The organism is Nocardiopsis terrae (genome assembly GCF_014651695.1).
Classification (GTDB): Bacteria; Actinomycetota; Actinomycetes; order Streptosporangiales; family Streptosporangiaceae; genus Nocardiopsis; species Nocardiopsis terrae.
The window spans coordinates 224,256-251,006 of sequence record NZ_BMXJ01000002.1; the positions used below are offsets into that span (position 1 = coordinate 224,256).

Consider the following 26,751-nt stretch of genomic DNA (forward strand, 5'->3'; position numbering starts at 1 on the left):
GCCCCTTCTTCGCCGCCAAAACCCCCTAACTTTGGTTCTGGCGCGCCTTCCCCCAGCGCTCTCCGGGCGGGGAGACACCCCCTCCCCCGCCCGGGGGCCTCCCCGGGACCCGGGCCCTGCCACCGCCATGAGGGGCCTCCGCAGGCGGGCGGTACTCCCCGGGGAGTAGACCAGCCCCGAAGTGTCCCCCTCGGGTGGACGGCCGGCGGTGGCGGTCCGTCTGCGGCACCGCGCTCGTGACGGGCAGCTGGGCCCTGGCCATCGCCTGGGGGCTGGTGCTGGCCGGTCTGCTCGGCAGCGGCCTCTCCGCGAACCCCTTCACCGTCACGTGTACGGCGGCGGTCACTTCCCTGTTCGCACTGCGCGGCGCGGCCTTCGGCGCACCGCGGCTGGTCGGGCCGGCCCCCGGGGAGAGCGCTGACACCGCCGCCGGGGCGACGCGGATCCTGGCCCGGGTGGCGCTGGGCTCCGTCGCGGTGACGGTGGTCGCCGCGGCGGGCTTCGGCGGGCCGGTACTGGTGCGCCCCGAGGTCGCGGTGGTACTGGTCGCAGTACTGGTGGCGGCCCTGACCGCCACCAGCGGCCTGAGCGGTCCGATGCTGTCCCGGCCCACCTCCGCTCTGGCGATCGCGGTCCCGGGGCTGCTGGTGGCGTCGTCCGCGCAGCTTCCGTCGGCGGACATCCCCCAGGTGACCGCAGTGTTCGTGTGGTCGATGCTGGCGCCCGCAGTTCCGGTCATGTTCCTCGGCCAGGTTTGGCTCTACCGAATGACCCGCCGCCCCGCGACCTCTCCCAGCGTCTTCGCCTGATCAACCCGGAGAAGTCACTGGTCAGCGCGGTGCCAATCGAGGGGAGCCGGATTCGCGCCCCCGGACCAAGGCAGGGTCAACTCCCCGCCTCGGGTTGGGAAAGCCGGGAGGCGGGCACTTCCTGTTGCGGGAAACGCACCCGTGACGCCCCTCCCGACCCCGGGGGGATCCGGCGTGATCGCGCACGGGCGCGGCGTCGAGCCCTGAGGAGGGACTGTGACCTACCCCCTGACCAGACCACCGAGTCAGAGCGGCTGCAACTGCGGCTCCGGATGCGGCTGCGGCTGCCAGAGCGGTGGTTCGTGCGGCTGTGGCGGCAGCTGCGGCTGACCGCCCCGACCGGGTGCACCCGTCCAGTTGACGGGCCCCGCCCCTTCCGGCGGGCCGTCCCTCCCCTCGGGGGCGGCCCGCACCCTTTGCCCGGCGGATCCCACCCCCACATCGCGACAATCCGCAACGATATGTGTACTCTAAGTCACAGCGCTTTTCCCTTGGGGATGAGCCGCTGCGTATCCACCCGTTGGGGGAGATCAGCGATGCCGCCGTTCACGAGACCAGCGACGCGGAGGGGACGACGCCTCTCCGACCACGCGAGGCTGCTCCAGTGCGTGCAGCAGATCCTGGAGCGCTCGACTCAGGCCGTGCCCTGGGAACCGGAGACCGTCGGACTTCCCGACGCCCGATCCGGCGGCGCACTGGCCCGGATCAACGACGTCGCCTTCTACGCGAACGCGCGCAACGAGGTGGCCACCCTGGCGGGCGTCTGCGTGGACCTCCTCTTGCTGCACAGCCCCGACGGCTCGGAGCAGCCCGACCAGACCGCCGGGCGCCGCTGTCGGAGTTGCCGCCTGGCCTGGCCGTGCCCGACCTTCGGCGAGATCTCACGACTCCTCGGCTGAGCATCCGCCCCTCCCGCAGACGGGGCTCGCACAACGGACGTCGCCCGTCGAAGTCGGGGCGCGATCCGACTTCGACGGGCGACGGTTCTTCGGTTCGCCTGCCGCCAGCGACACCCCACGACCGAACTGTCGGGTGCCCTCACCGGGCGAGGCTTACCCAGAGGTTAATACTGAAACCTGTTCTATCGCAAGACCCGAGCGCCACTCGGTTTGCTAGAAAACCCCTGACTACAAAGAAGAATCGATAGAGACAGAACCAAAAGCACCCATGGAACAGGATCTACTTACCAGGAATCGAGTACTGGATCGCGGCCCGGTCGCTCAGCAGCGGGCCGATGACCGCGAGGGCTGAACGGTGCTCGGGGTGGTCCCGGTAGGCGACGAAACCGGCCTCGTCCGCGACCTCGGCGACCACGGCGAAGTCGTAGGCGCCCCCGCTGATCCCGAGGTCCGGGCCGAAGGTGTAGGAATCAAGCGCGGGGATCGCGTCGGGAAGCGCGCCCAACAGTCTCTCGACCTGGGCGACCTGCTCGGGGGTGACGCCGTCCTGCCAGCGGAAGAGCGCGATGTGTCGAAGTGCCATACCCGAGAACCTACCCGGGTCCGGGCGTGAGGCGGGGCCGACCAGGCCCAGGGGCGGGGGACAGCCCCTGGGACCGGCGGCGGCAGGACGCCACGACCCTCACCCCGGGGACGAAGAACCCTCCCGCGAACACCGGGGCGCGCCATGCCCAACTGACGTTAACGAGGCACCGGTAACGCGAACACCCCCCTTCGGATAACCGGAACGTCTCGATTCCCACCACCCGACAGCCAAGACACCCGCCTGACCTGCTGCGACGCACTTTCCGCAAGGTGATGCACACAGTCCGTTCATCTGGCCCGGCCGGCATCGGGGCAGCAGGGCGGACCCGGCCTCGGGGGCTCGGCCCCGGGGCTCGGACTCGGCCGGGCGGGACAGGACGGCCTGGCCAGAGCGGCCGGACCAGCGCGGCCGGGGGAACGGCGAAGCCCCCGCCGGAAAACCGAAACAGGAACGTTCCGCAGCAACCAGGGGAAAGGTTGCGATGGGTTGCAATTCCAGCGGAGGCACAGACAAAGAGGTTCCCGGGTCATCCCGGGGAAGTGGTTCAGCTAATCCTGGTAGCTATCAGATACGCACTCGGCGAATCGGCGTCAATAATTTCCGTAACCCTCCACACCTGGCCGCCGACACTGAACACATCACCCACCCGGACATCGATCATGGGCGTGGGCCGCCACTCTTTCGGACCGCCGATCTTGGCCACCGGCTGACCGTCGTCGTCAGTCCAGAAGCTCCCTCCGCCAACGGGTCCGCCAGTGAAGCGGTCGTTGCGCCCGTAACTGATCTTCTCCTGCGCGCCGATCTCGTGGACCACCGTGGACTCAGTCCCAACCGTCTCGGATTCCATTGAAAACGCATCCATATTAACCCGGCCCGATCAATGACACAGGGAACCAGCAGACCGGATCAGCGTTTCAGCAGAATAACCGACAAAAGTAATGCGCGGGCCAGGACTTTAGTCCTGACCCGCGCATGCGGTGGTGAAGCTAATTCGTACCGCTCGACGAACCCCGACCGCCCTTGAGCCGACCCACGAGCGTTTCCAGCGCCGAGCTGAACGGGTGGTCGTGCACCATGTAGGTCCAGGTCATCGTCGGGCGTTTGACCCCGACAGAGCTCACGTCGAGCTCCCCGTCGACCACCTCCAGCTCCTCGAAGCTGGCGGCGGCCCGCGTCCGGGCCTCGTCCAGGAAACCCTTGAAGACGGGGACGGCCTCGCGGTTGAACTCGTCGAGGGGGTCCCGGCGGCCGAGGAAGCGCAGGTGGATGCCCTCCCGCAGCTCCGACAGGAACGCGTTGTGGTCGGTCCAGCCCCGGTCCAGGTGGTAGAGGGTGATCAACCGGGCGGCCCTGGCGACCTTCTCGGCGTCCAACTCCTCCACCAGCTCCTCGTGACGCTCCTTGCGGTCCGCCCTGATGTGCCGGTCGCCCTCGTCCCCGGACAGGACCAGCTCCCGGTGCTCCAGGACCACCTCACGCTGCACGTCGATGAGCTTGTTGTACCGCCAGGTGTTGCGGTGCACCTCCAGCAGTTGCCCCTCGGAGACCCGCTGGGCGTGGTCGACCATGCCCAGCCAGGCCTCGTCGGTGATCTCGCCCTCGGCCGTGGTCTGGAAGCCCGTGGTCTCGGGCGCGTGGTTCACCAGCAGGTCGTCGTCCATGCTGACGAAGAAGATGGAGTCACCGGGGTCGCCCTGACGTCCGGCGCGCCCGCGCAACTGTCCGTCCAGACGGCTGCTGGGGTAGCGGCCGAAGCCCATGACGAACAGGCCTCCGGCCTCCACGACCCGGTCACGGTCGGCCATGTCGCTGCCGCCGAGCCGGATGTCGGTGCCGCGGCCGGCCATCTGGGTGGAGACGGTGATCGCGCCGTGGGTGCCCGCCTCCGCGATGATGGAAGCCTCGTCCGCGTCGTTCTTGGCGTTGAGGACCACGCTCTCCAGGCCGGCCTCGCGCAGCCGGTCGGCCAGGAGCTCGGACTCGGCCACGTCCTGGGTACCGATGAGGATGGGGCGGCCCGTGGTGTGGACCTCCTTCACCCGGGCGACGAGGGCGTCCTCCTTCTCCTCGCGCGTGGCGTACAGGCGGGTGCCGTGGTCCTCCCGGATGTTCGGCTTGTTGGAGGGGATGACCGCGACCTCGCGCTCGTAGAACTCACGAAGCTGCTCGGCGACGGCCATCGCGGTACCGGTCATGCCCGCGAGCGTCGGATAGCGCATGACCAGGGCCTGCACGGTGATGGAGTCCAGGACCTCGCCGGTCTCGCTGACCGCGACCTTCTCCTTGGCCTCGACCGCGGCCTGGAGGCCGTCCGGCCAGCGCTGGAGCAGGGCGATACGGCCGCGCGACTCGTTGATCAGCCGCACCTCGCCGTCACGCACCACGTAGTGCACGTCGCGCTGGAGCAGCACGTGCGCGTGCAGGGCCAGGTTGACCTGCGGGAGGACCGAGGTGTCCTCCTCGGAGTACAGGTCGACCCCGTCCAGGGACTTCTCGACCGCGTCGATCCCGGCGTCGGTGAGCTGGACGTTGCGCCCCTCGCTGTCGACCTCGTAGTGCAGGCGCGGCTTGAGGGTGCGCACGACGTCGGCCATCTCCACGTCGGCGGGCATGCTCTCCGCCGCGCCGGCCAGGACCAGGGGTACCCGGGCCTCGTCGACGAGCACGGAGTCCGCCTCGTCGACGATCGCCACGTGGGGTTCGGGGACCACCCTGTCGTCGACGTCGGTCACCATGCGGTCGCGCAGCACGTCGAAGCCGAGTTCGCTGACGGCCGCGTAGGTGACGTCGCAGACGTAGGCGTCCTTGCGCTCGGCGACGGTGGACTCCTCGCTGACGAAGCCGACGGTCACCCCGAGCATCTTGTAGAGGGGCCGCATCCACTCGGCGTCGCGCCTGGCGAGGTAGTCGTTGACGCTGAGCACGTGGACACGTTTGCCGCGCAGGGCGAACCCCGCCGCGGCGAGGGTTCCGGCGAGGGTCTTGCCCTCACCGGTGGCCATCTCGGCGACGTGGCCGTCGAGCAGGGCCATGACACCGAGCAGCTGCACGTCGAAGGGGCGCTCGTCGAGGGTGCGCCGGGCGGCCTCACGGCCGACCGCACACAGGTTGACGAGGTCACCCGGGGAGTAGGGGAGCTCGGCGTAGCCGAGGTCGATGGCCTTCTCCGTCAGCTCTGTGTCGCTGAGTTCTCGCAGACCCTCCTCTTCGGCCTCGATCGCCGGCAGGAGCTTGGTATAGGGCCGCAGGTCCACCGCACCGGGCTTGCCCAGTAGGCGGCGGACGCTTTCCGCCATTCGTCCGAACACCACGCCAGGGTAACGCTGGACACAACCGATTGGTTCCCCCCGAACGCTCGCTTGACCGAACCAAAGAGGACAAAACACCACATACGTCCGGCATTGAGGGTTCCGGGGGTCAGTTGACGAGCTGACGCTGGGTCCGCTGCCGTGCCTCCACCGCCATCGCGTGCTTGACCAGGGTGACCAGGACCCGCACCACGGACCTGCGGTCGCGGGCGTCGCAGTAGACGACGGGGACGTCCGGGGTCAGGTCCAGGGCATCGCGCAGCTCCTCCGCGCTGTAGGCCGCCTCGGGGTCGAACTCGTTGACGGCGACGACGAAGGGCAGACGGTACTGCCGTTCGAAGTAGTCCAGGGCCTGGAAGGTGTCCTCCAGGCGCCGGGTGTCAGCGAGGATCACCGCGCCCAGGGCACCCCGGACCAGGTCGTCCCACATGAACCAGAAACGCTGCTGACCGGGCGTGCCGAACAGGAACAAGGTGAGGTCGGTGTCCAGGGAGATCCGGCCGAAGTCCATCGCCACCGTGGTGCTGGTCTTGTCCGGGGTGTGCGAGAGGTCGTCCACACCCGCGCTGGCCGCGGTCACCGCGGCCTCGGTGCGAACCGGGGGAATCTCCGACACAGCCCCGACGAACGTGGTCTTTCCGACCCCGAAGCCCCCGGCGATGATGATCTTGGTGGACAGTTCGGTGGGTGCGTGGACGTTGTTCGTGCTGTTAGCTGAGTGGGTCACAGTTTGTCCTAGCGAGAGTGCCGGGCCTGCACGGACGGTTGGCTCACACGACCCGGTCTGGAGGGGGCGCGGCGCTCCCGGGTCCGAACTTCCACAGGAACGACCGCATCTGGAACCTAACACCGGACGGCGCTGGAATCCGGGGTTTCCGAACAGTGGGGAGCGAGGTCACAACCCCGGCCATTGCGCCCTTTCCGGCCACCAGGCACCCCGAGAGACCCCAAGGTCGAATGTCCACCTCGTGGCGGGGAGTCCGCCTTGGCCGACGGACCGTAGTCAGACAAGCACACTCCCGTACCCCGGACGGTCGACTTTACGACATTGTGAGAGGCCGTTTTCGGCCGCTTTCGGCCGCGCCGATCCCTGTCCGGCGCCGCTCACGCCATCTACGGTGGAGAACAGGGCACCACCCAAGCGCGGTCGCACGAATCTCCTGGCACGAGGCGCGGCCACCACGGGGCCCTGGCGGCGCCCCGGGGCACACGACCACCGCCGACGTCTCGCTCTTCGACGTCGGACCGGCCGTACCCCCACAGGACGCCCCCACAACCGTCACCGGCCCACAACCGTCCACGTGGGCCGGTGACGTGTTTGCTGTGTTTGCTCGGGGCCTCCGCTTCGCTTCGGCCCGTGTTCGGGCGCCTGAGGGGAATGTCCGGGTTATAGCGGGCACAGCATCCTCGGCTGCGCCTGGCTCGCCCACCCGTCGCCCTTCGCCCTCAACGGACGCCTACGGCGCGGTACCCGTCCCTGCTGGCGGCTTGACTCGTCTTGCACCGTGTCTGCTGAAACCCGGACTCCCGCGCCCGAACGAAAGAACACCCCCTGGGGCGAAGGCGAGCGGGAAGGGGCACCCCCTGGGGCAGAGGGGACTCCCCCTGTGGCTGAGGTGGCTGCACAGGGGCGCCTCCTGGGGCGTGGGGCGCGGAGGTAGGCGCTCGAGGGCACTCCTGTGGCCGAGGTTGACCACTGGCCAGGGGCGGGGACTGAGTCCCGAGCCCTCTACCGGGCGAATTCGGGCTCCTCTTTCGCCGTGATCTTGCTACCAGGGGCGATTTCGGCGCCGAAGTTGCCCCTGGTAGCAAGATCACGCCGGGTGGGCCCCATCGCACGAGTGGGAGCTGTGGACGGGAGCGTCCCGGCGGCTGGGTGCGTAGGATGGGCGGGCACCCTCCCCGGACAGCTCCCGCCGCGGTGCGACGCGTGCGCGCGCGAACGGGTCGAGGGCCGATTTCCCGAACAGGCCGAACACTCCGGAGCCGAGAACCCCACATGTCCGATCAGCGCGTCATCCGCCCCACTCCCATCAGCGGTTTCCCCGAGTGGACCCCCCAGGTCCGGGCCGTGGAGCAGCGTTGGCTGGACCATATCCGCAGCGGGTTCGAGTCCTTCGGCTTCGCCTCCGTGGAGACACCCTCCGTGGAGAACCTGGACGTGCTGATGGCCAAGGGCGAGACCTCCCAGGAGGTCTACACCCTGCACCGGCTCCAGGCCGACGACTCCGATGACTCCGACGCCAAGCTCGGTCTGCACTTCGACCTGACCGTGCCCTTCGCCCGGTACGTCGCGCAGCACTTCAACGAGCTGACCTTCCCGTTCAAGCGCTACCAGATGCAGCGCGTCTGGCGCGGTGAGCGCCCCCAGGAGGGCCGTTTCCGCGAGTTCACCCAGTGCGACATCGACGTCATCAACGTGGACTCGGTGCCCCTGCACTTCGACGCCGAACTCCCCCGTATCGTGCACCGCGTGCTCAGCGGGCTCGACATCCCCGCCTGGACCCTCAACGTCAACAACCGCAAGGTGCTCCAGGGCTTCTACGAGGGCCTGGGCATCAAGGACCCGATCGCGGTCATCCGCGCCGTGGACAAGCTCCACAAGATCGGGGACGACGGCGTGCGCGCGATCCTGGAGGGTGAGGGGCTGACCGCCGAGCAGATCGACCCCTGTCTGGCCCTGGCCCGGGTGAAGGGCACCGGCGTCGAGGTGGTCGAGAGCGTCCGGGCGCTCGGGGTCGCCTCGGAGCTGCTGGAGGAGGGCCTGGAGGAGCTCGCCTTCGTCCTGAACGACCTCGCCGACCTGCCCGAGGACAGCGTGGTCGCGGACCTGTCCATCGCGCGCGGCCTGGACTACTACACCGGGACCGTCTACGAGGCCTCCTTCGACGACGATCCCGGCTACGGCAGCATCTGCGCGGGCGGCCGGTACGAGAACCTCGCCGGACAGTTCATCCGCAGGCGGCTGCCGGGCGTGGGCATCTCCATCGGCCTCACCCGTATCTTCGCCAAGCTGGTGGCCGAGGGCAGGATCGAGGGGGGCCGGGTCTGCCCCACCGACGTGATGGTGGTGGTCCCGAGCGCCGACCAGCGCGCCGAGGCGCTGCGCACCGGCGAACTGCTGCGCGAGCGCGGCTTCAACACCGAGGTGTTCCACTCCACCGCCAAGGTCGGCAAGCAGATCCAGTACGCCTCGAAGAAGGGCATCCCCTTCGTGTGGTTCCCGCCCTTCGAACAGGGCGGGGAGCACGAGGTCAAGGACATGGCCAGGGGTGAGCAGGGCACGGCCGACCCGGCCGCGTGGACCCCCGGGGGTTAGCCCCGCGACCCCACTTAGCAGTTATCGGCCCGGCACGGGTGGTTTTCGACCTCCCGTGCCGGAACCGGCCATTCCCGAGACAGTTCCGGGAACCGGGTGCCAGACTGGGACAGGCTGTACTCCGTGCCGTACCGCGCGTACGACGCGGGCCGATTCGGTGTCCTAGTAATCGAGGCCATGTCTCCTCCCCGCCACAACCTGCCCCTGTCCGCCGGCGAGTTCATCAGATTCGTCGGACGTGAACGCGACATCGTCGACCTGAGCCGCCTGCTGGGCACGGCCAGGATGATCACGCTGACCGGTACCGGCGGGATCGGCAAGACCAGGCTGGCGCTCCACCTCGCCGAGCGCGTACTGCGCCGTTTCCCCGACGGTGTGCGGTTCATCGACCTGAGCGAGGCCTCCACCCGCGAACAGGCGCTGCGCACGGTCGCGACGGGGCTGCACGCCGTCACCGGCGACGACCGGACCCTGATGGACGGCATCATCACGGCGTTGCGCACCCAGCACCTCCTCCTGCTGCTGGACACCTGCGAGCACGCCGTGGGACCGGTGGCCGAACTCTGCCAGGCGGTCCTGCGCGACTGCCCCCGGGTGCGGATCCTGGTGACCAGCCGCCAGCCCCTGCACATGCCCGAGGAGAACATCTGGCGGGTCCCCCCGCTCTCCCTGCCCGCGCGCCCCACCCCCACCGACCCCTACGCGCCGGTGCCGGCCCCCATCCCCCGGCGCGACGCCCAGCGCTACGAGTCCGTGCGCCTGTTCCTCACCCGCGCGCACGCGGCCCGCTCCGGGTTCGAGATGACCCGGGAGAACTCGGGTTACGTGGCGGAGATCTGCCGAATGCTCGACGGCATGCCGCTCGCCATCGAACTGGCCGCCGCCCGGGTCCGGGTGCTGTCGGTCCAACAGATCCTGCGCCGCCTCGACGACCGTTTCCAGCTCCTGACCAGTGACGGGACCGGCAACCTGCCCGCCCGCCAGCGCACCCTGCGCGCCGTGCTGGAGTGGAGCCACGGCATGCTCACCGACGCCGAGCGCCTGCTCCTGCACCGCCTGTCGGTGTTCTCCACCTGGTACCTGGAGGCCGCGGAGGACGTGTGCTCGGGCGCGGGGGTCGACGCCGCCGACATCCTGCCCCTGCACTTCTCGCTGCTGGACAAGTCGCTGGTGGTGATGGACTCCGAGATCAACGGCACCGCCCACTACCGGCTGACCGAGACGGTACGCGTCTACGCCGCCGAGCGCCTGGGCGCCGACGGTGACGAGCGCTGGGAGCGCTATCTGCGGTTCTGCGTCGCCCGTCTGGAGGAGGAGGCCAAGGAGGGCGCCTGTCCGCAGACCTGGGAGGAGCGCCTGGGGCGGCTGCGGATGCACGACCACCACCGGGACAACCACGCCCGGGTGGTGGCGTGGGCCCTGTCCAGGGGCCGGGTGGACGAGGCCCTGCGGATCTGCGTGGCCCTGCGCCCCTACTGGCTGGTGCGGGACCTGTCCGCCGAGGGCAGTCGGCTCCTGGAGCAGGTGCTGGCCTGTGAACCCGACGAGCAGTCGCCCCCGTTGCGGGCCCGCGCCCTGGCCCTGCACGCGGAGCTGCGTCTGGGTACGGACTCCGCGCCACGGGTCGACACCCTGGCCGCGTGTGCCCTGGAGGCGGCACGGGCCTGCCGTGAACCCGTCGCGGCGGCCTCCGCCCTGGCGACGATGGCGGCCCTCTCCCTGCGCAGCGGTGCTCTGGAGGAGGGCGGTCGGCAGGCCGAACGCGCCCTGGAGTGGGTCGGCCGGGCCGCGGACCCGATGACCGAGGGCACCACGCGGGACGTGCTGTCCCAACTGGCCCGGCGTCGGGGCGCCACCGAGGAGGCCGTCGCCCACCTGGAGGAGAGCGCCGGCCTCGCACGGGAGCTGGGCGACCGGTGGGGTGAGGCGCGCTGCCTGCACGGGCTGGGTTCCATCGCGGCGGAGGCAGGCGACCACGACCGGGCCCGTGCGCTGCTGTCCGAGGCCCTGGAGGTCTTCGGCGAACTGCCCTCGGCCCCCTACGCCGCCCAGTGCGCCGCCGACCTGGGCAGGCTCCACCTGGCCGCGCGCGACACCCTGGCCGCCCGCGAACCGCTCGGCCGGTGCCTGCGGGTGAGTTTCACCTCCGGTCGGCGGATCGCGGTGGCACACGCCCTGGAGGCCCTGGCGGAACTGGCCCTGGCCGAGGAGGAGCCCACCCGTGCCGCGGCCCTGGCCGGGGTGGCCGCGGACCTGAGGACCGCGCTGGACCGGCCGTCCGCGGAGACCGTCCGGCTGCGTTCGGCGGTGGAGCGGCGGGTGGGGGCCGGGCGGGCCACCGAGGCGTGGAACGCCTGGCGTTCGCTGCCCCTGGAGCAGGTGCGCGACCGGGCCCTGGCCTTTCCCCGGCCTCCGGAGTCCCGGGCGAGCGGCCCCGGCTCCCTGACCCCCCGGGAACGCGAGATCGCCACGCTGGCCGGGCAGGGCCTGTCCAACAGGGAGATCGCCGAACTGCTCACGATCAGCCAGGCCACCGCCGCACGCCATATCGCGAACATCTTCAGAAAACTCTCGATTTCCTCCAGAACGCAGTTGACCGGCTGGGCCGCCCCGCAGGAGTCCGGCTGAACGGACGCGTTCACCCGGAAGCACTTGCACAGTGCGCGTGCACCCGCTAAACCAGAAAGCCCAAGCCCCAGTGCCCACCTCATGACGTCCGTCTCCGCCGCCCCCTCGTCCCGCCCCGGTGGGACCACCCCCGACAGCCCCTACTTGTGAAGGCCATGGCACCTTTGACCGCGCCCGCGCGGCACAATCTCCCCCGGCCGGGTACCAGCTTCGTGGGCCGGGAGCGAGATCTGAGCGATCTGCTCCGCCTGCTCGGCTCCAGCCGGTCCGTAACCCTGTGCGGTGCCGACGGAATCGGTAAGACGCGGCTGGCTCTGCGCGTGGCCGAGCAGTCCACCGTGTCCTTCCCGGACGGTGTGTGGATGGCCGACCTGACCGACGTGCGCACGACCCTGGAGGTCCACGCGCGGATCGCCCACGCCGTGGGCGTGGTCGAGGAGCCCGGGCTCCCCCTCGCGGACACGGTGACCGAGGCGCTGCGCGACCGCCGGCTGCTGCTCGTGCTGGACTCCTGCGAGCACATCGCGGACGAGGTGGCCGAGGTCGGTGAGGCCCTGCTCGCGGAGTGCCCTGCGGTGTCGGTCCTGTTGACCAGCGAGCTGCCGGTGCGCCTCGCCGGCGGAACGGTGTGGCGGGTGCCCCCGATGGCGCTGCCGGTGGCCGCGCGCAACGCTCCGCCGCCCGATCCGGCCGACGCCGAGTCGGTGCGCCTGTTCCTGGACCGGGCCCGCGCCCGGGACCCCCGGTTCACCTCCTCGGAGACGGAACTGGAGACCGTGGCGACCCTGTGCGACCTGGCCGGCGGCGTCCCGCTGGGGATCGAGGTGCTGGGCGCGCGGGCCCCGGACGAGGGCATCGGGGCGCTCACCGAGGGGCTGCGCTCCCACCTGGCCTCCCCCGCGCTCCAGCCCGGGCCGGGGCAGGCCGTGTCCCGCAGCCAGGTGTTGCCGCTGGTGCTGGACTTCGTCTACCGGTCCCTGCCCGGCCCCGAACAGGTGCTGCTGCGCCGCCTCTCGGTGTTCCGGGGCTGGGACCTGGAGTTGGCCGAGCAGGTGTGCGCGGACGAGGACCTGCCGGAGTCGAACGTTCTCGACCTGCTCACCTGCCTGCTGGACCGGGCGCTGATCACGGTGACCGGTGAGTTCGAGGGCCGGGTGCGCTACCGGCTCCCCGAGGCGGTGCGCCAGTTCGCGCAGGAGCGCCTGATCTCCGCGGGCGAGGGCGAGGCCTTCCAGGACCGGCTGCTGGTGCGCATGCTGCACCTGGTGGAGGACCTGGGGCAGAAGCTGGAGTCGAGCCGGTCGATGCCGTGGTCCGAACGCGACTCCGGTCGTCAGCGGGTCATCGCCGAGTACGACACGCTCAGGTCGCTACTGCGCTGGTCCCACCAGCGCGGGGCGGCCGAACCCGGGCTCCGGTTGTGCGTGAGCCTGGTGGCGCACTGGGTGAGCCACAACAGTTACTCCGAGGGCGCCCACTGGATGGACCGGCTGCTGGCCCTGGAGGAGACCGCCAAGGCGCCCTCCCGGGCGAGGGCGCTCGTCGCCCGGGCCCAGTTGGCACGTGTCCGGCGGGACCACGCCCTGGCGCGCTCCACGGGTGAGGAAGGGCTCCGGCTGTGCCGGGAGGCCGGCGACGACGTGTTCGTCCGCACCTGTCTGAACCTGTTGGCGCTGGTGGAGGTGCGCGACCGCAGGCCGGACCTGGCCTCGGTCCGGGTCGAGGAGGCCCTTCGGCTGTGCCGGGAGGCCGGTGACCTGTGGGGGGAGGCCATCGCCCTGGGGACCAGGGCCTCGCTGGTGGCCCAGCAGGGCGACTACCCCGCCGCCGACCACCACTACAACGCCGCGCTGACCCTGCTGCGGGGGATCGACCACCGCTGGGGGGTGGGGGTGGTCCTGATCGGGCAGGCCCGCGCCGCGGAGGCCAACGGCGACCTGATGACCGCCGACCGCTGTTACCGGGAGGCGCTGGACACCCAGCGGCTGATCAGCGCGACCTCGGAGGAGGCGCGCTGCCTGGCCGGGATCGGCCGGGTCGCGCACGCCCAGGGCTCCGTCGGTCAGGCCTACGACTACCTGAGCGAGGGCCTGCTGCTCAGCCACGGGAGCGGACAGCGCGCCGAAGCGGCCCGGACCCTGGTCTCGCTGGCCCGGGCGGCGTTCGGTTCGGGGCTGCGCGAGCCCGCCTGCCGCCTGGCCGGGGCGGCCATGGCGGCGCGGGCCCAGGTCGGCCTGCCCGTACACGGGGCCCCGTGGCCCTTCCTGGACGTGGAGCGGGTCCGCCGGCGGCGTCGGCACCTGGTGGGTTGGTGGGAGCAGGGTTACGTCCTCGGTCTGTCCGAAGCGGTCCGGGAGGCGGAGCGGTTGGCCGAGGAGGGCCGTCGTCCCTCCTCACCGCCGAGCCCCCGGCCCGGTTCGCGTCGGGGGCGCGGGGCCAAGGGCGGGGACCGTGGCGGGCGGACCGCCAGGCCCTGTCCCGAGTCGACGGATCCCCGACAGATCCTCACCCGCCGGGAGCTGGAGATCGCCCAACTGGTGAGCACGGGCAGGAGCAACCCCGAGATCGCCCGGGACCTGTTCATCACACCGTCCACGGCCGCCAGGCACGTCGCCAACATCAACCGGAAGATGGGATTCCACTCGCGGACACAGATCACCGCGTGGATCGAGCGGCACCGGACGGCCTGACCCCCGCCGCAACGCCGCACCCGAACGTGCGCTCCGGCCGCGCGAGGGTTGTGTAGTTCCCCCTGCCATGAATCTACATATGCATCTGCATGGCAAGATGCATGTGCATATGGCTGTGAACACGCTAGGCTTCAAGCCATGGGACATCAGGCTCTCGGCACTGCGCGAACAGGGCCCTGCCGGTCCCAGAAACGGCCGTCGGATCCCGGGCTGAGCACCGGGGCCCCGTCGCGCCGTCGGTTCCGGAGGCGGCTCCGGAGCCGGTGGGCAACCGTGTCGGCGCGAGGGAGAACCTGGGGAGGTCCCTCGCGGCGAACGCCCGGCACGGCGCTTCCGGGCTCGTCACGTGGAGGGGGCGTGACGAGCCCGGGTAGCGGTCCCGCCAGAACGCTGGTCGGAGGGGAGAACGCATGGGGGTAGGGCTGACTTCTGGAACCGGACGACCCGGCCGTCACCTGCCGCGTCGGGACGACCCGATCGGCTCACTCACCGGAGGCCTGTGCGAGCGTCTGAGACTGCGGCCCGGCCGCGGTGGGACGATCCGGGGCAGGTCCGGCCGGACCGACGCGCTGGCCTTCGCCGCGACGGTCGAACAGGCCGCCGCGGGGCTGAGCCGCCGCGGCATGTGCCTCGGGGACGTCGTCGGGGTACTCGCCCCCGTCTCCCCCGACCGCTTCCTCGCCTCGTACACGGTGATGGCCGTCGGCGGACGCGCCCTGACCGTCTCGCCCGAATCCGACCTGCGCACCCAGTACCGGGCCCTGGCGGAGACCGACGCACGGCTGCTCCTGGTCAGCGCCGACCTGGCCGGACGGGCCCTGGAACTGGCGGAACGGTCGAGGATCCGGCAGATCATCACCTTCGGCACCGCCCTGGGCGCGACGCCCTTCACCGACCTGCTGCTGCCCAGCCCCGACGGAAACGGCTACAGCCCCGCACGCGGGCTGTTCGACAACGGGCTCCTGGGTTACGAGACCGTCGGCGACGACATCCTCACCACCCTGCACACCCACCACGACCTCCTGGCCCGCTTCGCGGAACTGCGTGAGGGGTTGGCCCTGACCGCCGACGACGTGGTCGCGGTGGGCGAGCGGGGGGACGAGGCCACCCGGCTCGCCCTGGTGGCGCTGGCGCTGTGGACCGGGGCCTGCGTGGTGGCGGGTGACGGCTGCCCTCCGCCGGAGGGCCGTCGGGTGACGGTCGCGTGCGACCCCGCGCCCGTCCGGATCAGTCTCCCCCACCCGGACGGCGTGCGTTAGGCGTACTGATCACCGGGGTCGGGGCGCCCGCGCGGGGGCCGTCGGCGCGGGCCCGTGCCGGGCCCCGCGCGGGGCCGCTCAGGCGGGCTCGGCGACGGCGACCTCGTCGTCGATCTCGAACCAGGCCACGTGGGTCGCCTCGCTCCGGTACTCGCCGCTGCGCGTGGCGCAGCTGTCGACGATGAGCTTGCCGCGCCCATAGTCGCCGCCGTCCTCTCGGACGTTACCGACCTCGGAGTCGGCCGGGTCACGTTCGCCCTGATCGGCGACGGCCACCCGGAGCCGACCCGCGTCGGAGCGGATGAACAGGGTCATCACCCCGCCGCTCTGCCCCGAACGCGAGTGCAGCAGGGCGTTGGTGGCCAGCTCGCTGACGGCCAGCTCGGCGTCGTCCATGGCCCCCTCGCTGTGCCCGGTCCTGGTGAGGAACTCACGGACCCGGGCACGGATGGACCGCACCGCGGTCAGGTTCCCCGCACAGCTCCACACGGTGTGGTCGGTGACCCCACCCGTGAGGTCGCCGACGTCGATCGTCGGTGCGGTCGACGTCGCGGCGTCTGGGGCATCCGCGGGCACGTGGTCCCGGAGTTGCCTCGCCTCAGCCATCCGGTCACTCCAATCACCCGCGACGGGCGCGCGGGTTGCGCCGCCTGCACTCACCTTAGACAAGGGTGTACCTGCTCCAGAACAGCACACCCGCGTTCCCAACGCTGGGGATTGGCCACAAAACCCCGTCCCGTGTCCTCCCCGATGAGGACAAAGGAAACTGCCCGGGGTCCAGTACCGGCCATGTGAGGTGTAACACGTTGGCAATACCCGGCAGCTACCGGACCGCCGTCCGACCCGCTCACACCCCGAAACGAGAACCGTCGTCGCGGGAACGCACCCGAAGCCGGCCCCTCCCCCGAACAAGCGTCACCCGGGGTAGCCGACCCCCCGGAAAACACGGAAAAGCAGCGACTAAACGCCACGTTTTCGCTACCCGGCGACAACGATGAGGACACAACGGGAAGCGATGGAAGCGCGCCCATGAGCGCTGGCACGGCTCGGGCGGCATCCGCAGACGACCGCTCGCCGCTTCCGCCGATACCACCTGAAACCCCCAGGCCACAGCGTGTTTCAACAGTCTCCCCAGCACCACTCCAGACAGACGGCATGAAATCTCCTGGACATCCCCATCCCGCTCACACCGTCGTTTGACGCTTCCTGTAGTGCGAACAAGGATCGTTGGGGGCCGATACCGACAAAAACCCCGGGGGTACCTCCAGCCCTGCCGTGTCACCACGGTGTCGGCCGCCCGAAGTTCCCCGTCCCACATGAGGTGTCCCGTGCCTGCCCTGCCCGAAGACTCCACCCCCGCCGCAAAGCGCTTCACCTCCCGCCGGAGCCTGCTCAAGGCCTCCGCCGCCGGTGCGGCCGTCGCCCCGGTCCTGGCCGCCTGTGGCAGTGACTCCGAGTCCGGCGGCTCCAGCAGCAACGAGCCCCAGTACGGCGGCCGCCTGAAGGTCGGCATCGCCGGCGGTGGCGCCAACGACACGCTGGACGCGCACAACCCCACCGACAACGTCGACATCGCGCGCAACTACGCCCTCTACACCTCGCTCATGCACTTCGCCAACGACGGCACGCTCGAGCCGTACCTGGCCGAGTCGATGGAGCCCAACGACGACGCCACCGAGTGGACCGTGGTCCTGCGGGAGGGTCTGCTCTTCCACGACGACTCCCCGGTCACCGCCGAGGCGGTCCTCTTCTCCCTGGAGCGCATCCTCGACCCCGAGAACCCCATGCGCGGCGCGGGCGACCTGGAGGGCGTCGACCTGGAGAAGACCGAGATCGTCGACGACCGCACACTGGTCATCCGCACCGGCGAGCCCTTCGTGACCCTGCCCGAGGCGCTCGCCGAGTACTACAACTGCGTCGTCCCGGTGGGCTACGACCCCGAGAACCCGATCGGTTCGGGCCCCTTCAAGTACTCCGAGTTCAAGGTCGGCGAGTACAGCGTCTTCGAGCGCCACGAGGGCTACCACGTCGAGGGCCAGCCCTACGTGGACGAGCTGGAGATCGTGGACTTCCCCGAGGACGACGCCCGCGTCAACGCGCTCAGCAGCGGCACCGTCCACGTGATCAGCCAGGTCCCGCACGCCCAGGTCGCCATCATCGAGGGTGACCCCAACGTGAACATCCTGGAGTCCGAGACCGGCATGTGGCTGCCGTTCACGATGAACGTCGAGAAGGAGCCCTTCGACGACGTCCGCGTCCGCCAGGCCTTCCGACTGATCGTCGACCGCCAGGAGATGATCGACCAGGCGCTGGCCGGATACGGCCAGATCGGCAACGACATGTACGCGCGGATGGACCCCTCCTACCCCGAGGACTTCGACCAGCGCGAGCAGGACATCGACGAGGCCAAGCGCCTGCTGGCCGAGGCCGGCCACGAGGACGGGCTGGAGGTCGAGCTGGTCACCTCCGACATCAACGCCGGTGTGGTCGCCGCCGCCGAGGTCTTCCAGGAGCAGGCCCGCGAGGCCGGGGTCACCGTCAACCTGCGCCGGGTCAACCCCAGCGACTACTGGAGCCCGGAGGAGGGCTTCCCCTACGCCTTCGGCCAGGACTTCTGGAGCGCCCGCAACTACATCACCCAGACCGCCCAGGGCTCGATCGTGGGCGCGCCCTACAACGAGACCATGTGGGGCGAGCACGAGGAGTGGCTCGGCTACCTGGAGGAGGCGCGCCAGACCGCCGACGAGGACGAGCGCAACGAACTGATCCGCAAGGCGCAGAAGATCGAGTACGAGGAGGGCGGCTACATCGTGTGGGGCTTCGTGAACCTGCTCGACGCCTACGCCGCCTCCGTGCACGGCCTGGAGCCGTCGGTCTCGGGCCACCCGCTCGGCTCCTACGCCTTCCACACCATGTGGAAGGAGCAGTCCTAGCGGACGCCCGGTTCCCGAGCCCACCCCGCTGACGAAAGCTCACCATGACCCGACTCATCGTCGTCCGCCTCCTCTTCGGCGCACTGACGCTCTGGGCGGTGTCCCTCGTGGTCTTCGCGGCCACGCAGGCACTGCCCGGCGACGCGGCCCAGCTGATCCTGGGCCGCGACGCCACCCCGGAGCGGCTGGAGGCGCTGCGCGACCAGCTCAACCTGCACGAACCCGTGGCCGTGCAGTACATGCAGTGGCTCCAGGGGATCCTCCAGGGCGACCTGGGCAACTCCTTCTCCAACGGGTTGCCCGTCGCCGAGTACCTCAGGAGCTCCGTCCAGAGCTCACTGGCCCTGATGGGGCTGGCCGCCCTGGTCGCCACACCCGTCTCCCTGTTCATCGGCGCGTTCAGCGCCCTGCGCCGGGACCGCTCCTTCGACCACGCCTCCTCGATGGGCACCCTGGTCGTGGCGTCCATCCCCGAGTTCGTGGTCGGCATCCTGCTGATCCTGGCGCTCGGCCCGGGCGGTCTGGGACTGTTCCCGTCCGTCTACGCCCGTGAGGGCGGCCCCGAGCAGTGGATCCTCCCGGTGCTGACGCTGGCGCTGGCGGTCGCCCCGCCGATCGTCCGCATGATGCGGGCGACGATGATCGAGGTCCTGGAGAGCGAGTACGTGCAGCAGGCCCGGCTCAAGGGCGTGAGCGAGCGCACGGTGCTGTGGCGACACGCCGCACCCAACGCGATCGGCCCGGTGGCCCAGGTGATCGCCCTCCAGCTGGCCTGGCTGGCCGGCGGCGTGGTGGCCATCGAGTTCCTGTTCAACTTCCCCGGTGTCGGCAAGGACCTCATGGACGCCATCGAGAACCGCGACGTACCGCTGATCCAGGCCGTGGTTCTGCTCATCGCGGGGATCTACATCCTGGTCAACCTGATCGCCGACGTGATCGGGCTGGCGGCCAACCCGAAGGTGAGGGTCGCGAACCGATGAGTGGACCTTCGAAGAACACCACCCCCAAGGCGTCGGTGCGGCGCCGTCCGGGACTCTTCCGGACCGCGTGGCGGTTCGGCCGCACCAAGGTCGGTGTGGCCCTGACCGCCCTCATCGTCCTGATCGCCGTACTGGGCCCGTTCGTGGCCCCGTACACCCCGACCGAGTTCGTGGCCAAGCCGTACGAGACGGGCGTCGACGGCGCCCTGTTCGGCGGGGACAACCTCGGCCGCGACGTGCTGACCCGCTTCATGTGGGGCGGCTGGACGCTGCTCCTGCTGGCCGGTTCCGCCGCCGCCGTCGGCGTGGCCGCCGGGACGGTCGTCGGCATCATCGCCGGTTACCGCCGCGGCTGGGTGGACGACGTCCTCATGCGGACCAACGACGTGCTGCTGGCCTTCCCGCAGCTGATCGCCGCGCTGCTGGTGATGTCGATCATCGGCCCGAAGGTGTGGCTGATCGTGGCGGTCATCGCCGTCTCGCACATGCCACGGGTGGCCCGGGTCATCCGCGAGGCCACCCGCAAGGTGATCGAGCAGGACTACGTGAAGGCCGCCGAGGCGATCGGACTGCCGCGCTGGCGGATCATGACGGTGGAGATCCTGCCGAACGTGACCAGCCCGCTGCTGGTGGAGCTGGGTCTGCGCCTGACCTACTCCATCGGCGTGGTGGCCGTGCTCGGCTTCCTCGGCATGGGCCTGCAGCCGCCCACGGCGGACTGGGGCCTGATGATCAACGAGAACCGCCAGGGCATGGCCGTGCAGCCGTGGGCGGTGGCACTGCCCGTGACGGCGATCGCGGTGCTGACCGTCGGCGCCAACCTCATCACCGACGGGCTCTCCCGTGCGGCGATCGGTATCGACCGGGGGGTCGAGAAGTGACGGAGAACGAGCACACGGAGAACACGGACACCGGGTCCGCGGCCACCGGCGGCGCGGCACGCAGCGGCGAGGCCGTGCTGGTGGTCGACGGGCTGACCGTGATCGGTCGCCCCTCGGACGTCGAGATCATCAGCGGCGTCTCGATCACCGTGAAGCGGGGCGAGATCCTCGGCCTGGTCGGGGAGTCCGGTTCGGGAAAGACCACGCTGGGACTGTCGCTGCTGGCGCACTGCAAGCGCGCCACGGAGATCACCGGCGGCCAGGTGCGTGTCGGCGGCCAGGACCTGGCCGGGCTGGACGAGAAGGGGGTCCGGAGGCTGCGCGGCCGCGCGGTGGCCTACATCCCCCAGTCGCCCGCCTCCGCGCTCAACCCGGCCCTGCGCCTGGGTGTGCAGCTGCGGGAGGCCCTGCACGACGACTCGCTGTCGGAGCAGGACGTCCTCGGGCGGGTCCGCGAGGTCCTGCGCGAGGTGGCGCTGCCCGACGACGACGCCTTCCTGCGCCGTTACCCGCACCAGCTGTCCGGCGGTCAGCAGCAGCGGGTGGCGATCGCGATGGCGTTCGTGGGCCGTCCGGAGGTGATCGTGCTCGACGAGCCGACCACCGGACTGGACGTGACCACGCAGGCGCACGTGCTGGAGACCATCCGGGCGATGACCCGCGACTACGGGACCGCCGGTGTGTACATCAGCCACGACATGGCCGTGGTGGCCGACCTGGCCGACGAGATCGCGGTCATGTACCAGGGCGAGGTCGTCGAACGCGGACGCGCCGCCGAGGTGCTCTCCGACCCCCGGCACGCGTACACCCGGAAACTGCTGCTGGCGGTGCCGCTGCTGCGGACGTCCGGGCACGAGGAGGCCGAGCCGGAGGAGGAACCGCTGCTGCGGGTCTCCGGTCTGACCGCCGGGTACGGGCGCACGAAGGTGCTGGAGGGGATCGACGTCTCGGTCTCCCGCGGCGAGTGCGTGGCCCTGCTGGGTGAGTCGGGTTCGGGCAAGACGACCCTGTCGCGTTCGGTCGCGGGCCTGCACCACCAGTTCACCGGTGAGGTCCTCTTCGACGGCGATCGGCTCGCGACCAGCAGCTACCGTCGTACGGCCGCGCAGCGCCGCCGGGTGCAGTACGTGTTCCAGAATCCGTACGAGGCACTGAACCCGCGCAAGCGGGTGCGGGAGCAGATCCTGGGCCCGTACCGGCACCTGGTGGGCCGTCCGGAGGACCCGGACGCCGTGGTGGCCGAGTCCCTGGAGCGGGCCGCGCTGCCCGCCTCCTACGCGGACCGCTTCCCCGAGCAGCTCAGCGGCGGCGAACGCCAGCGCGTGTGTATCGCGCGTGCGGTGGCGACCGACCCGGCCCTGCTGGTGTGCGACGAGATCACCTCGGCGCTGGACGTGTCGGTGCAGGCGGAGATCGTGAAGCTGCTCCACGGCCTCCAGGAGCAGGGCATGGCGCTGCTGTTCGTCACGCACAACATCGCGCTGGTGTCCAACATCGCGGACCGGGTCGCCATCCTCAACAAGGGCGAGATCGTCGAGTACGGTCCGGTCGGTCAGGTCATGTCGGCGCCGGAGCACGAGTACACGCGCGCGCTGATCGCCGACACCCCGGACTTCGAGCTGTCCTTCCCGGGCGCCCAGGAGCGTCTGGGCCTGGCGGAGGAGGAACGGGCCGTGGAGGGCTGAGCCCGACGGGGCCGCGGGCCCGCGGAGGCCGACCGTCCGGAGGCGGGGCGCGTGATGCGCGCCCCGCCTCCGCTTTCGCCGGGGGCGTCGCGGACGACGCCCACACCCCCCGGAGGGCTACTCCCCCGGGGTCGGGGCGCCGGTGTGCGGGCCGGGCTCTCCGGCCCTGGCCGGCGGACGGGTCATGGTGGCCATGACCAGCAGCCCCAGGGCCGAGGTGCCGAACAGGAGCGCGCCCATCGGGACCGCCGTGGACTCGTCCAGGCCGACCAGGGGGGCGACTGCGGCCCCGATCAGCATGGGCAGGGCGCCCAGGAGCGAGCTGGCGCTCCCGGCCCGGTTCTCCTGGCCCTCCATCGCCAGGGCGAACGAGCCGGTGAGGACCATGCCCATGCAGGTCATGTAGACGAAGATGGGCACGACCAGGAGCACCAGCGGGCCCTGGAGGAGCGCGGTGGCGAGCACCACCGACGTGGCCGCCACAGCGGTGGCCACGGCCAGACGCAGCAGGGAGCGTTCACCGAACCTCTCGCTGAGACGGCCCACGGCGGTGCTGCCCAGGATGATCGCGATGCCGTTGACCCCGAAGAGCACCCCGAAGACCTGCGGGGACACCCCGTACAGGTCCTGGTAGACGAACGGGGTCCCGGCGACGTAGGCGAAGCTGCCGCCGTGCAGCAGCCCGACCACCAGGGTGTACCCCAGGTACCGGCGGTCGCGCAGCAGTGCGCCCATCGTGCGCAGACTGCCGCCCGGGGTGCCGGGGATGCGGCGCCCCCTCGGAAGGGTCTCCGGCAGGCGCAGGGCGACGACCAGCACGATCACGGCGCCGAGCAGGGCCAGCGTCCAGAAGATGCTCCGCCAGTCGGTGAAGGGCAACCACAGGACCCCGCCGCCGAGGACGGGCGCCGCCATCGGGGCCACCGCGACCACGGCCATGATCAGGGCGAAGAACCGGGTCAGCGCCGCGCCGTCGAAGACGTCGCGCACCACCGCCCGGGAGAGCACCACGCCCGCGCTAGCCGTGAACCCCTGGAGGAAGCGGCCGAGCACCAGCACCGCCGTGTCGGGGGCGAGTGCGCACAGGGCCGAGGCCAGGACGAACAGGGCGAGGCAGACCAGGAGCGGACCCCTGCGCCCCCGGGCGTCGCTGAGCGGCCCGATCACCACCTGCCCGACGGCGAGCCCGACCAGGCAGGCGGTCAGGCTCAACTGCACCCGTGAGGCGTTGGCCCCGAGGTCGGCGGAGATCTCCGGAAAGGCCGGAAGGTACATGTCGATGTTGAGCGGCCCCAACACCGTGAGCAGGGCGAGCAGGAGGGCCAGGCCCAGGCGGGCGCGCCCGGTCGGGTTGCGGAGCATCAGGCCTCTCTCGGGCACCGGGGGACGTGGGCGGGGCGGCCCGTCCACGGTACCGAGCCGTCGCGCCGACGCCCCCGTGCCCGGGTCCAACCTGACGGGAACCGGTCAGGAACGGGGTTCGGACGGGCGCGGGCATCGGGCGGGCACGGTCAGAAGAGCACCGACATGACCTCTCCGACCTGCCGGAAGCCGACCCGCTGGTAGGTGGCGCGGGCAGGGGCGTTGAAGTCGTTGACGTACAGCGTCACCCGGGGTGCGATCTCGGCCAGCGCGTAGTTGACCACCGCGGCCATACCCGCGCTGGAGTGGCCCCGGCCGCGCAGGTCCGGATGCACCCACACGCCCTGGACCTGGCAGGCGTGCCGGGTGACGGCCCCGATCTCGGCCTTGAAGACCACGCGGCCGTCCTCGATCCGCGCGAAGGCGCGGCCGGTGCGGACCAGTTCCTCGACGCGGGCGCGGTAGAGCGCGCCGCCGTCGCCGGAGTCCGGCGGCACCCCGACCTCCTCGGTGAACATGGCGACGCAGGCGGGCACCAGGGTGTTGATCTCGTGGATCCGGACGCGTCGCACCAGCGGGTCGGGGGCGACCTCGGGCGGCCCGTCGATCTCCAGGACCGGCTGGCTGGCCCGGATCACGCGGGCCGGTCCCCAGGCCGGGGTGACCTGTTGCCAGAAGTCGTTGACCGCCTCCACCGGGCCGACGATCGAGGAGCAGCGGCGGCCCCGCCAGCGGGCGTGGTCGGCGAAGCTGCGCACGGCGGCAGGCCCGGCGTTGACCGGGACGAGGTTGGCGCCCGAGTAGCACAGGGCGGTGAGCCTGCCGCGTTCGGTGTGGCCCCAGACCTCGGCGCCGCCCCCGGAGATACCGGTGGTCATCAGGCGTGAGGCGACGAAGACGTTGCCCACGGGGTCGGTGTCCAGGAGCGCGCTGACGGCCTCCCGGTCTCGTTCTCCAAGGATCCGAACCGCCGAGGTTCGCAGCATCGCATCTCCCCCATCTACCCGGTCACCGTGTCCGGCGGGGTGCCGGAGCGGCTCGCGGGCCCACGACGAATTCGCGCCGATTCCAGACTATTCGACCGCCTGCCCGGACTCACCTGGATGTTTCGAGTCCGACCGGGCCGAGCCGGTCCACCGGCATGCGGGGGGTGCTCCGGGCGGTACGCGGCTGTGGTTCGGGCCGGGCATCGCAGGTCAGGTCCGGTCCCTGGCTTCGGCTCCGCGGCAGGACCCCCGTCCGGAGGTAGGCGACGACGGCCTCGTCGACGCAGGTGTTGCCCGTGAGTGCGACGCCGTGTGTGACACCGCCCTCCTCGACGACCAGGGAGGAGCCGGACAGGCGGTCGCGCAGGGCGTGCGCCCCCTCCACGGGGGTGGCGCCGTCTTCGGTGGCGTGGACGAGGAGGACGCCGCCGTCGTAGGCCGGGTGCTCGTAGGGGCCGTCTCCGACCTGGAACCAGGGGTCGGATTCGCCCTCCCAGAAGAGACAGGGGGCATTGTACCAGATGTTGTGCCACCCCATGAAGGGTGCGTCCCGGTGGACCTCCCGGGCGTCCGAGCGCCAGGTGTCCCAGTCCCGGGGCCACAGGGCGTCGGTGCACTGGACCGCGAGGTAGCCGCCGTAACCGGCGTCGCTGTCCGCGTCGTCGCCGTAGGCCCCGTGCAGGGCGAGGAGCGGCTCGGGGTCGTCCTCGTTGATCCGGGCGGCCAGGGCGCCCGCGACGGCGGGCCAGGTCCTCCCGCTGTAGGCGACGACGATGACGGCGCCCTCCAGTTCGGTGGGGCCGACCGTGTCCCGGTCCGGGTCCTCCCCCAGTTCGGCGCGCAGGTCGTAGTAGGCCCCGGCGACGGTCTCCCCGTCGGCACCCAGGCCGTAGGTGTCGTCGTGGCGGGCGACCCAGTCGAAGAAGTTTCCGGCGGACCGGTCCAGGGCGCGGCTCTGCACGAGGTTGCTCTCGTACCAGGGGTTGTCCGGGTTGACGACGCTGTCCAGGACCAGGGCGCGCACGCTGCGGGGGTAGAGCGAGGCGTAGACGGTGCCGAGGTAGCTGCCGTAGGAGTAGCCCAGGTAGTCGATCTGCTCCAGGCCGAGGGCGACCCGGATGTCGTCCATGTCGTGCGCGGTGTCCTCGGTGCGCATGTGGTCCAGGAGCGGTCCGGCGGCCTCGGCACAGGCCGCGGCGTAGGCCTCGGCGTCGGCGAGCAGGGCACGTTCCGCCATGGCGTCGGCGGGGACGGTGTCCCTGCGGACCGGGGCGAAGAAGCCGGGGTCGCAGTTGACGGCGGGGGTGGAGGCCCCCATGCCGCGCGGGTCGAAGGCGACCACGTCGTGGGTCAGGCGGAGTTCCTCGGGCATCCGGTTGTGGGTGTGCGCGGCCCACATGCGCCCCGCGCTGCCCGGCCCGCCGGGGTTGACCAGCACGGTGTGCTCCGCGGTGCCGGTGGCGGGGACGCGGGAGAGGGCGATCTCCACGGTCTCGGCGAGGTCGTCGACGCGTTCGCCGCCGGTGGTCCGGGCCAGCGGGACGGTGATGGCGGCGCACTCCAGGCTCGTGCCGCCGACCGGTTCGAGGTCCTCGCAGGGCTGCCAGTCGAACGCCTTCTGATCGATGCGGGTGGCGGGCTCGGCCGCCGCCTCGCCGGGGGCGGCGTGCGCCGCCGGTGCGGTCAGCAGGGAGGCCAGCAGGGCCCCGGCGGAGATGGCTGCCCACTGCGTGCCCGTCGATCGCACTCGTCTACCCCCGATGCCGACCATATTGTCCTTGTGCATTGTCTCTGTTACTGAGGGTGACGTGGGGAAGCGACACGGGGCCCAGGTGGACACTCTCCCGGTAACATGTGCCCTGGTCGGATCAGACGTGGACAAAAGGGGCACAATGCGGCTTGATCGTGTCGATGAGCGGATCATCGCGATACTCGGCGCGGACGCGCGGATGAGCTTCGCCGAGATCGGCGGCGAGGTCGGTCTCAGTCCCTCCGCCGTGAAGCGCCGGGTGGACCGCCTGATCGAGTCCGGCGCCGTGCGCGGCTTCACCGTGGTCGTCGAGCCCCAGGCGATCGGCTGGACCACCGAGGCCTTCATCGAGCTCTACTGCCGGGCGCGCACCTCCCCGGGCGAGATCCGCGTCGGCCTGGCGGGCTACCCGGAGATCACCTCGGCGTGCACCGTCACCGGTGAGGCCGACGCCATAGTCCAGGTCCGCGCCCGCGACACCCACCACCTGGAAGAGGTCATCGAACGCATCGGCGCCGAACCCTTCGTGGTGCGCACCAAGAGCACCCTGGTGCTGTCCCGCCTGGTCGACCAGCCCGTCCTCGCCGGAGCCGCCGGCCTGGACTAGTGGCCGACCGGGAGCGTTGTCCAGCGCGGACCGGGGGCCTCCTCGCCCAGGAAAGGACGAGCCCGGTGG

The 26,751-nt window shown here is 70.9% G+C and carries 19 protein-coding genes; 11 read left to right on the forward strand and 8 right to left on the reverse strand.

All coding sequences use genetic code 11. The features are described from left to right. Positions 1-236 precede the first annotated feature (236 nt). Together IE195_RS05105 and IE195_RS05110 are read left to right on the forward strand one after the other, a co-directional pair. The gene (locus IE195_RS05105) at positions 237-809 is read left to right on the forward strand and encodes a hypothetical protein (RefSeq protein ID WP_225942335.1); all 573 of its coding nucleotides are present in this window, start codon (positions 237-239) and stop codon (positions 807-809) included. Positions 810-1,417: 608 nt separating this feature from the next. Continuing rightward, positions 1,418-1,708 (forward strand): hypothetical protein, encoded by a 291-nt coding sequence (locus IE195_RS05110; RefSeq protein ID WP_229826090.1) that lies wholly within the window; start codon positions 1,418-1,420, stop codon positions 1,706-1,708. Positions 1,709-1,988: 280 nt separating this feature from the next. Here the strand turns inward: IE195_RS05110 and IE195_RS05115 are convergent, their stop codons facing one another. The 4 genes from IE195_RS05115 to IE195_RS05130 all read right to left on the reverse strand — a co-directional run bounded on the left by IE195_RS05115 (position 1,989) and on the right by IE195_RS05130 (position 6,329). Beyond that, on the reverse strand, positions 1,989-2,291 hold the full coding sequence (locus tag IE195_RS05115; RefSeq protein ID WP_191268223.1) for a Dabb family protein: 303 nt from the start codon (positions 2,289-2,291) through the stop codon (positions 1,989-1,991). A 547-nt stretch (positions 2,292-2,838) separates the two neighbouring features. Beyond that, a complete protein-coding gene (locus IE195_RS05120; protein ID WP_225942334.1) occupies positions 2,839-3,141 on the reverse strand; it encodes a DUF6406 domain-containing protein in 303 nt (100 codons plus the stop codon). 139 nt (positions 3,142-3,280) lie between these two features. Further along, positions 3,281-5,590, reverse strand: coding sequence for an accessory Sec system translocase SecA2 (gene secA2, locus IE195_RS05125; RefSeq protein WP_191268972.1), 2,310 nt, complete (start codon positions 5,588-5,590; stop codon positions 3,281-3,283). Positions 5,591-5,711: 121 nt separating this feature from the next. Then, the gene (locus IE195_RS05130) at positions 5,712-6,329 is read right to left on the reverse strand and encodes a GTP-binding protein (protein ID WP_191268224.1); all 618 of its coding nucleotides are present in this window, start codon (positions 6,327-6,329) and stop codon (positions 5,712-5,714) included. A gap of 1,272 nt (positions 6,330-7,601) precedes the next feature. Between IE195_RS05130 and hisS the strand changes: the two genes are divergently transcribed. The 4 genes from hisS (at position 7,602) to IE195_RS05150 (ending at position 15,498) form a co-directional block, all read left to right on the forward strand. Then, the gene (gene hisS / locus IE195_RS05135) at positions 7,602-8,921 is read left to right on the forward strand and encodes a histidine--tRNA ligase (RefSeq protein WP_191268225.1); all 1,320 of its coding nucleotides are present in this window, start codon (positions 7,602-7,604) and stop codon (positions 8,919-8,921) included. 177 nt (positions 8,922-9,098) lie between these two features. Next, positions 9,099-11,549: an ATP-binding protein gene (locus IE195_RS05140; RefSeq protein WP_191268974.1), complete on the forward strand. Its 2,451-nt coding sequence runs from the start codon at positions 9,099-9,101 to the stop codon at positions 11,547-11,549. Between the two features lie 164 nt (positions 11,550-11,713). Beyond that, on the forward strand, positions 11,714-14,239 hold the full coding sequence (locus IE195_RS05145) for a LuxR C-terminal-related transcriptional regulator (RefSeq protein ID WP_191268976.1): 2,526 nt from the start codon (positions 11,714-11,716) through the stop codon (positions 14,237-14,239). A gap of 410 nt (positions 14,240-14,649) precedes the next feature. Further along, positions 14,650-15,498 (forward strand): AMP-binding protein, encoded by an 849-nt coding sequence (locus tag IE195_RS05150; protein WP_191268226.1) that lies wholly within the window; start codon positions 14,650-14,652, stop codon positions 15,496-15,498. A gap of 78 nt (positions 15,499-15,576) precedes the next feature. On the opposite strand, the gene IE195_RS05155 is transcribed toward IE195_RS05150, so the two are convergent. After that, complete coding sequence (locus IE195_RS05155) at positions 15,577-16,104, reverse strand: ATP-binding protein (protein ID WP_191268227.1); 528 nt, start codon at positions 16,102-16,104, stop codon at positions 15,577-15,579. Positions 16,105-16,826: 722 nt separating this feature from the next. Here IE195_RS05155 and IE195_RS05160 point away from each other — a divergent pair. The 4 genes from IE195_RS05160 to IE195_RS05175 are packed head-to-tail and all read left to right on the forward strand — an operon-like array spanning position 16,827 to position 21,977. Beyond that, positions 16,827-18,431, forward strand: coding sequence for an ABC transporter substrate-binding protein (locus IE195_RS05160; protein ID WP_191268228.1), 1,605 nt, complete (start codon positions 16,827-16,829; stop codon positions 18,429-18,431). A gap of 44 nt (positions 18,432-18,475) precedes the next feature. Continuing rightward, positions 18,476-19,411 (forward strand): ABC transporter permease, encoded by a 936-nt coding sequence (locus IE195_RS05165; protein ID WP_191268229.1) that lies wholly within the window; start codon positions 18,476-18,478, stop codon positions 19,409-19,411. After that, the gene (locus tag IE195_RS05170; RefSeq protein ID WP_191268230.1) at positions 19,408-20,292 is read left to right on the forward strand and encodes an ABC transporter permease; all 885 of its coding nucleotides are present in this window, start codon (positions 19,408-19,410) and stop codon (positions 20,290-20,292) included. The genes IE195_RS05165 and IE195_RS05170 overlap by 4 nt, the downstream gene beginning before the upstream one ends. Further along, positions 20,289-21,977 (forward strand): ABC transporter ATP-binding protein, encoded by a 1,689-nt coding sequence (locus tag IE195_RS05175; RefSeq protein WP_373295631.1) that lies wholly within the window; start codon positions 20,289-20,291, stop codon positions 21,975-21,977. The genes IE195_RS05170 and IE195_RS05175 overlap by 4 nt, the downstream gene beginning before the upstream one ends. A 117-nt stretch (positions 21,978-22,094) precedes the next feature. Here the strand turns inward: IE195_RS05175 and IE195_RS05180 are convergent, their stop codons facing one another. The 3 genes from IE195_RS05180 to IE195_RS05190 all read right to left on the reverse strand — a co-directional run bounded on the left by IE195_RS05180 (position 22,095) and on the right by IE195_RS05190 (position 26,072). Continuing rightward, positions 22,095-23,339, reverse strand: a complete 1,245-nt coding sequence (locus IE195_RS05180) for a multidrug effflux MFS transporter (RefSeq protein ID WP_191268231.1) — start codon at positions 23,337-23,339, stop codon at positions 22,095-22,097. A 149-nt stretch (positions 23,340-23,488) separates the two neighbouring features. After that, complete coding sequence (locus IE195_RS05185; protein WP_191268232.1) at positions 23,489-24,325, reverse strand: GNAT family N-acetyltransferase; 837 nt, start codon at positions 24,323-24,325, stop codon at positions 23,489-23,491. A gap of 109 nt (positions 24,326-24,434) precedes the next feature. Next, positions 24,435-26,072 carry an alpha/beta fold hydrolase gene (locus IE195_RS05190; RefSeq protein WP_373295632.1) on the reverse strand — a complete coding sequence of 546 codons (1,638 nt, stop codon included), beginning with the start codon at positions 26,070-26,072 and terminating at the stop codon, positions 24,435-24,437. Positions 26,073-26,217: 145 nt separating this feature from the next. Between IE195_RS05190 and IE195_RS05195 the strand changes: the two genes are divergently transcribed. After that, on the forward strand, positions 26,218-26,682 hold the full coding sequence (locus IE195_RS05195) for an Lrp/AsnC family transcriptional regulator (protein WP_191268233.1): 465 nt from the start codon (positions 26,218-26,220) through the stop codon (positions 26,680-26,682). Positions 26,683-26,751: the final 69 nt, after the last annotated feature.

Coding starts and splice junctions, on each gene's coding strand:
- IE195_RS05115 (WP_191268223.1), bottom strand. CDS start 2,291: ATGGCACTTCGACACATCGCGCTCTTCCGCTGGCAGGACGGCGTCACC.
- IE195_RS05120 (WP_225942334.1), bottom strand. CDS start 3,141: ATGGAATCCGAGACGGTTGGGACTGAGTCCACGGTGGTCCACGAGATC.
- secA2 (WP_191268972.1), bottom strand. CDS start 5,590: ATGGCGGAAAGCGTCCGCCGCCTACTGGGCAAGCCCGGTGCGGTGGAC.
- hisS (WP_191268225.1), top strand. CDS start 7,602: ATGTCCGATCAGCGCGTCATCCGCCCCACTCCCATCAGCGGTTTCCCC.
- IE195_RS05140 (WP_191268974.1), top strand. CDS start 9,099: ATGTCTCCTCCCCGCCACAACCTGCCCCTGTCCGCCGGCGAGTTCATC.
- IE195_RS05150 (WP_191268226.1), top strand. CDS start 14,650: ATGGGGGTAGGGCTGACTTCTGGAACCGGACGACCCGGCCGTCACCTG.
- IE195_RS05155 (WP_191268227.1), bottom strand. CDS start 16,104: ATGGCTGAGGCGAGGCAACTCCGGGACCACGTGCCCGCGGATGCCCCA.
- IE195_RS05165 (WP_191268229.1), top strand. CDS start 18,476: ATGACCCGACTCATCGTCGTCCGCCTCCTCTTCGGCGCACTGACGCTC.
- IE195_RS05170 (WP_191268230.1), top strand. CDS start 19,408: ATGAGTGGACCTTCGAAGAACACCACCCCCAAGGCGTCGGTGCGGCGC.
- IE195_RS05180 (WP_191268231.1), bottom strand. CDS start 23,339: ATGCTCCGCAACCCGACCGGGCGCGCCCGCCTGGGCCTGGCCCTCCTG.
- IE195_RS05185 (WP_191268232.1), bottom strand. CDS start 24,325: ATGCTGCGAACCTCGGCGGTTCGGATCCTTGGAGAACGAGACCGGGAG.
- IE195_RS05195 (WP_191268233.1), top strand. CDS start 26,218: ATGCGGCTTGATCGTGTCGATGAGCGGATCATCGCGATACTCGGCGCG.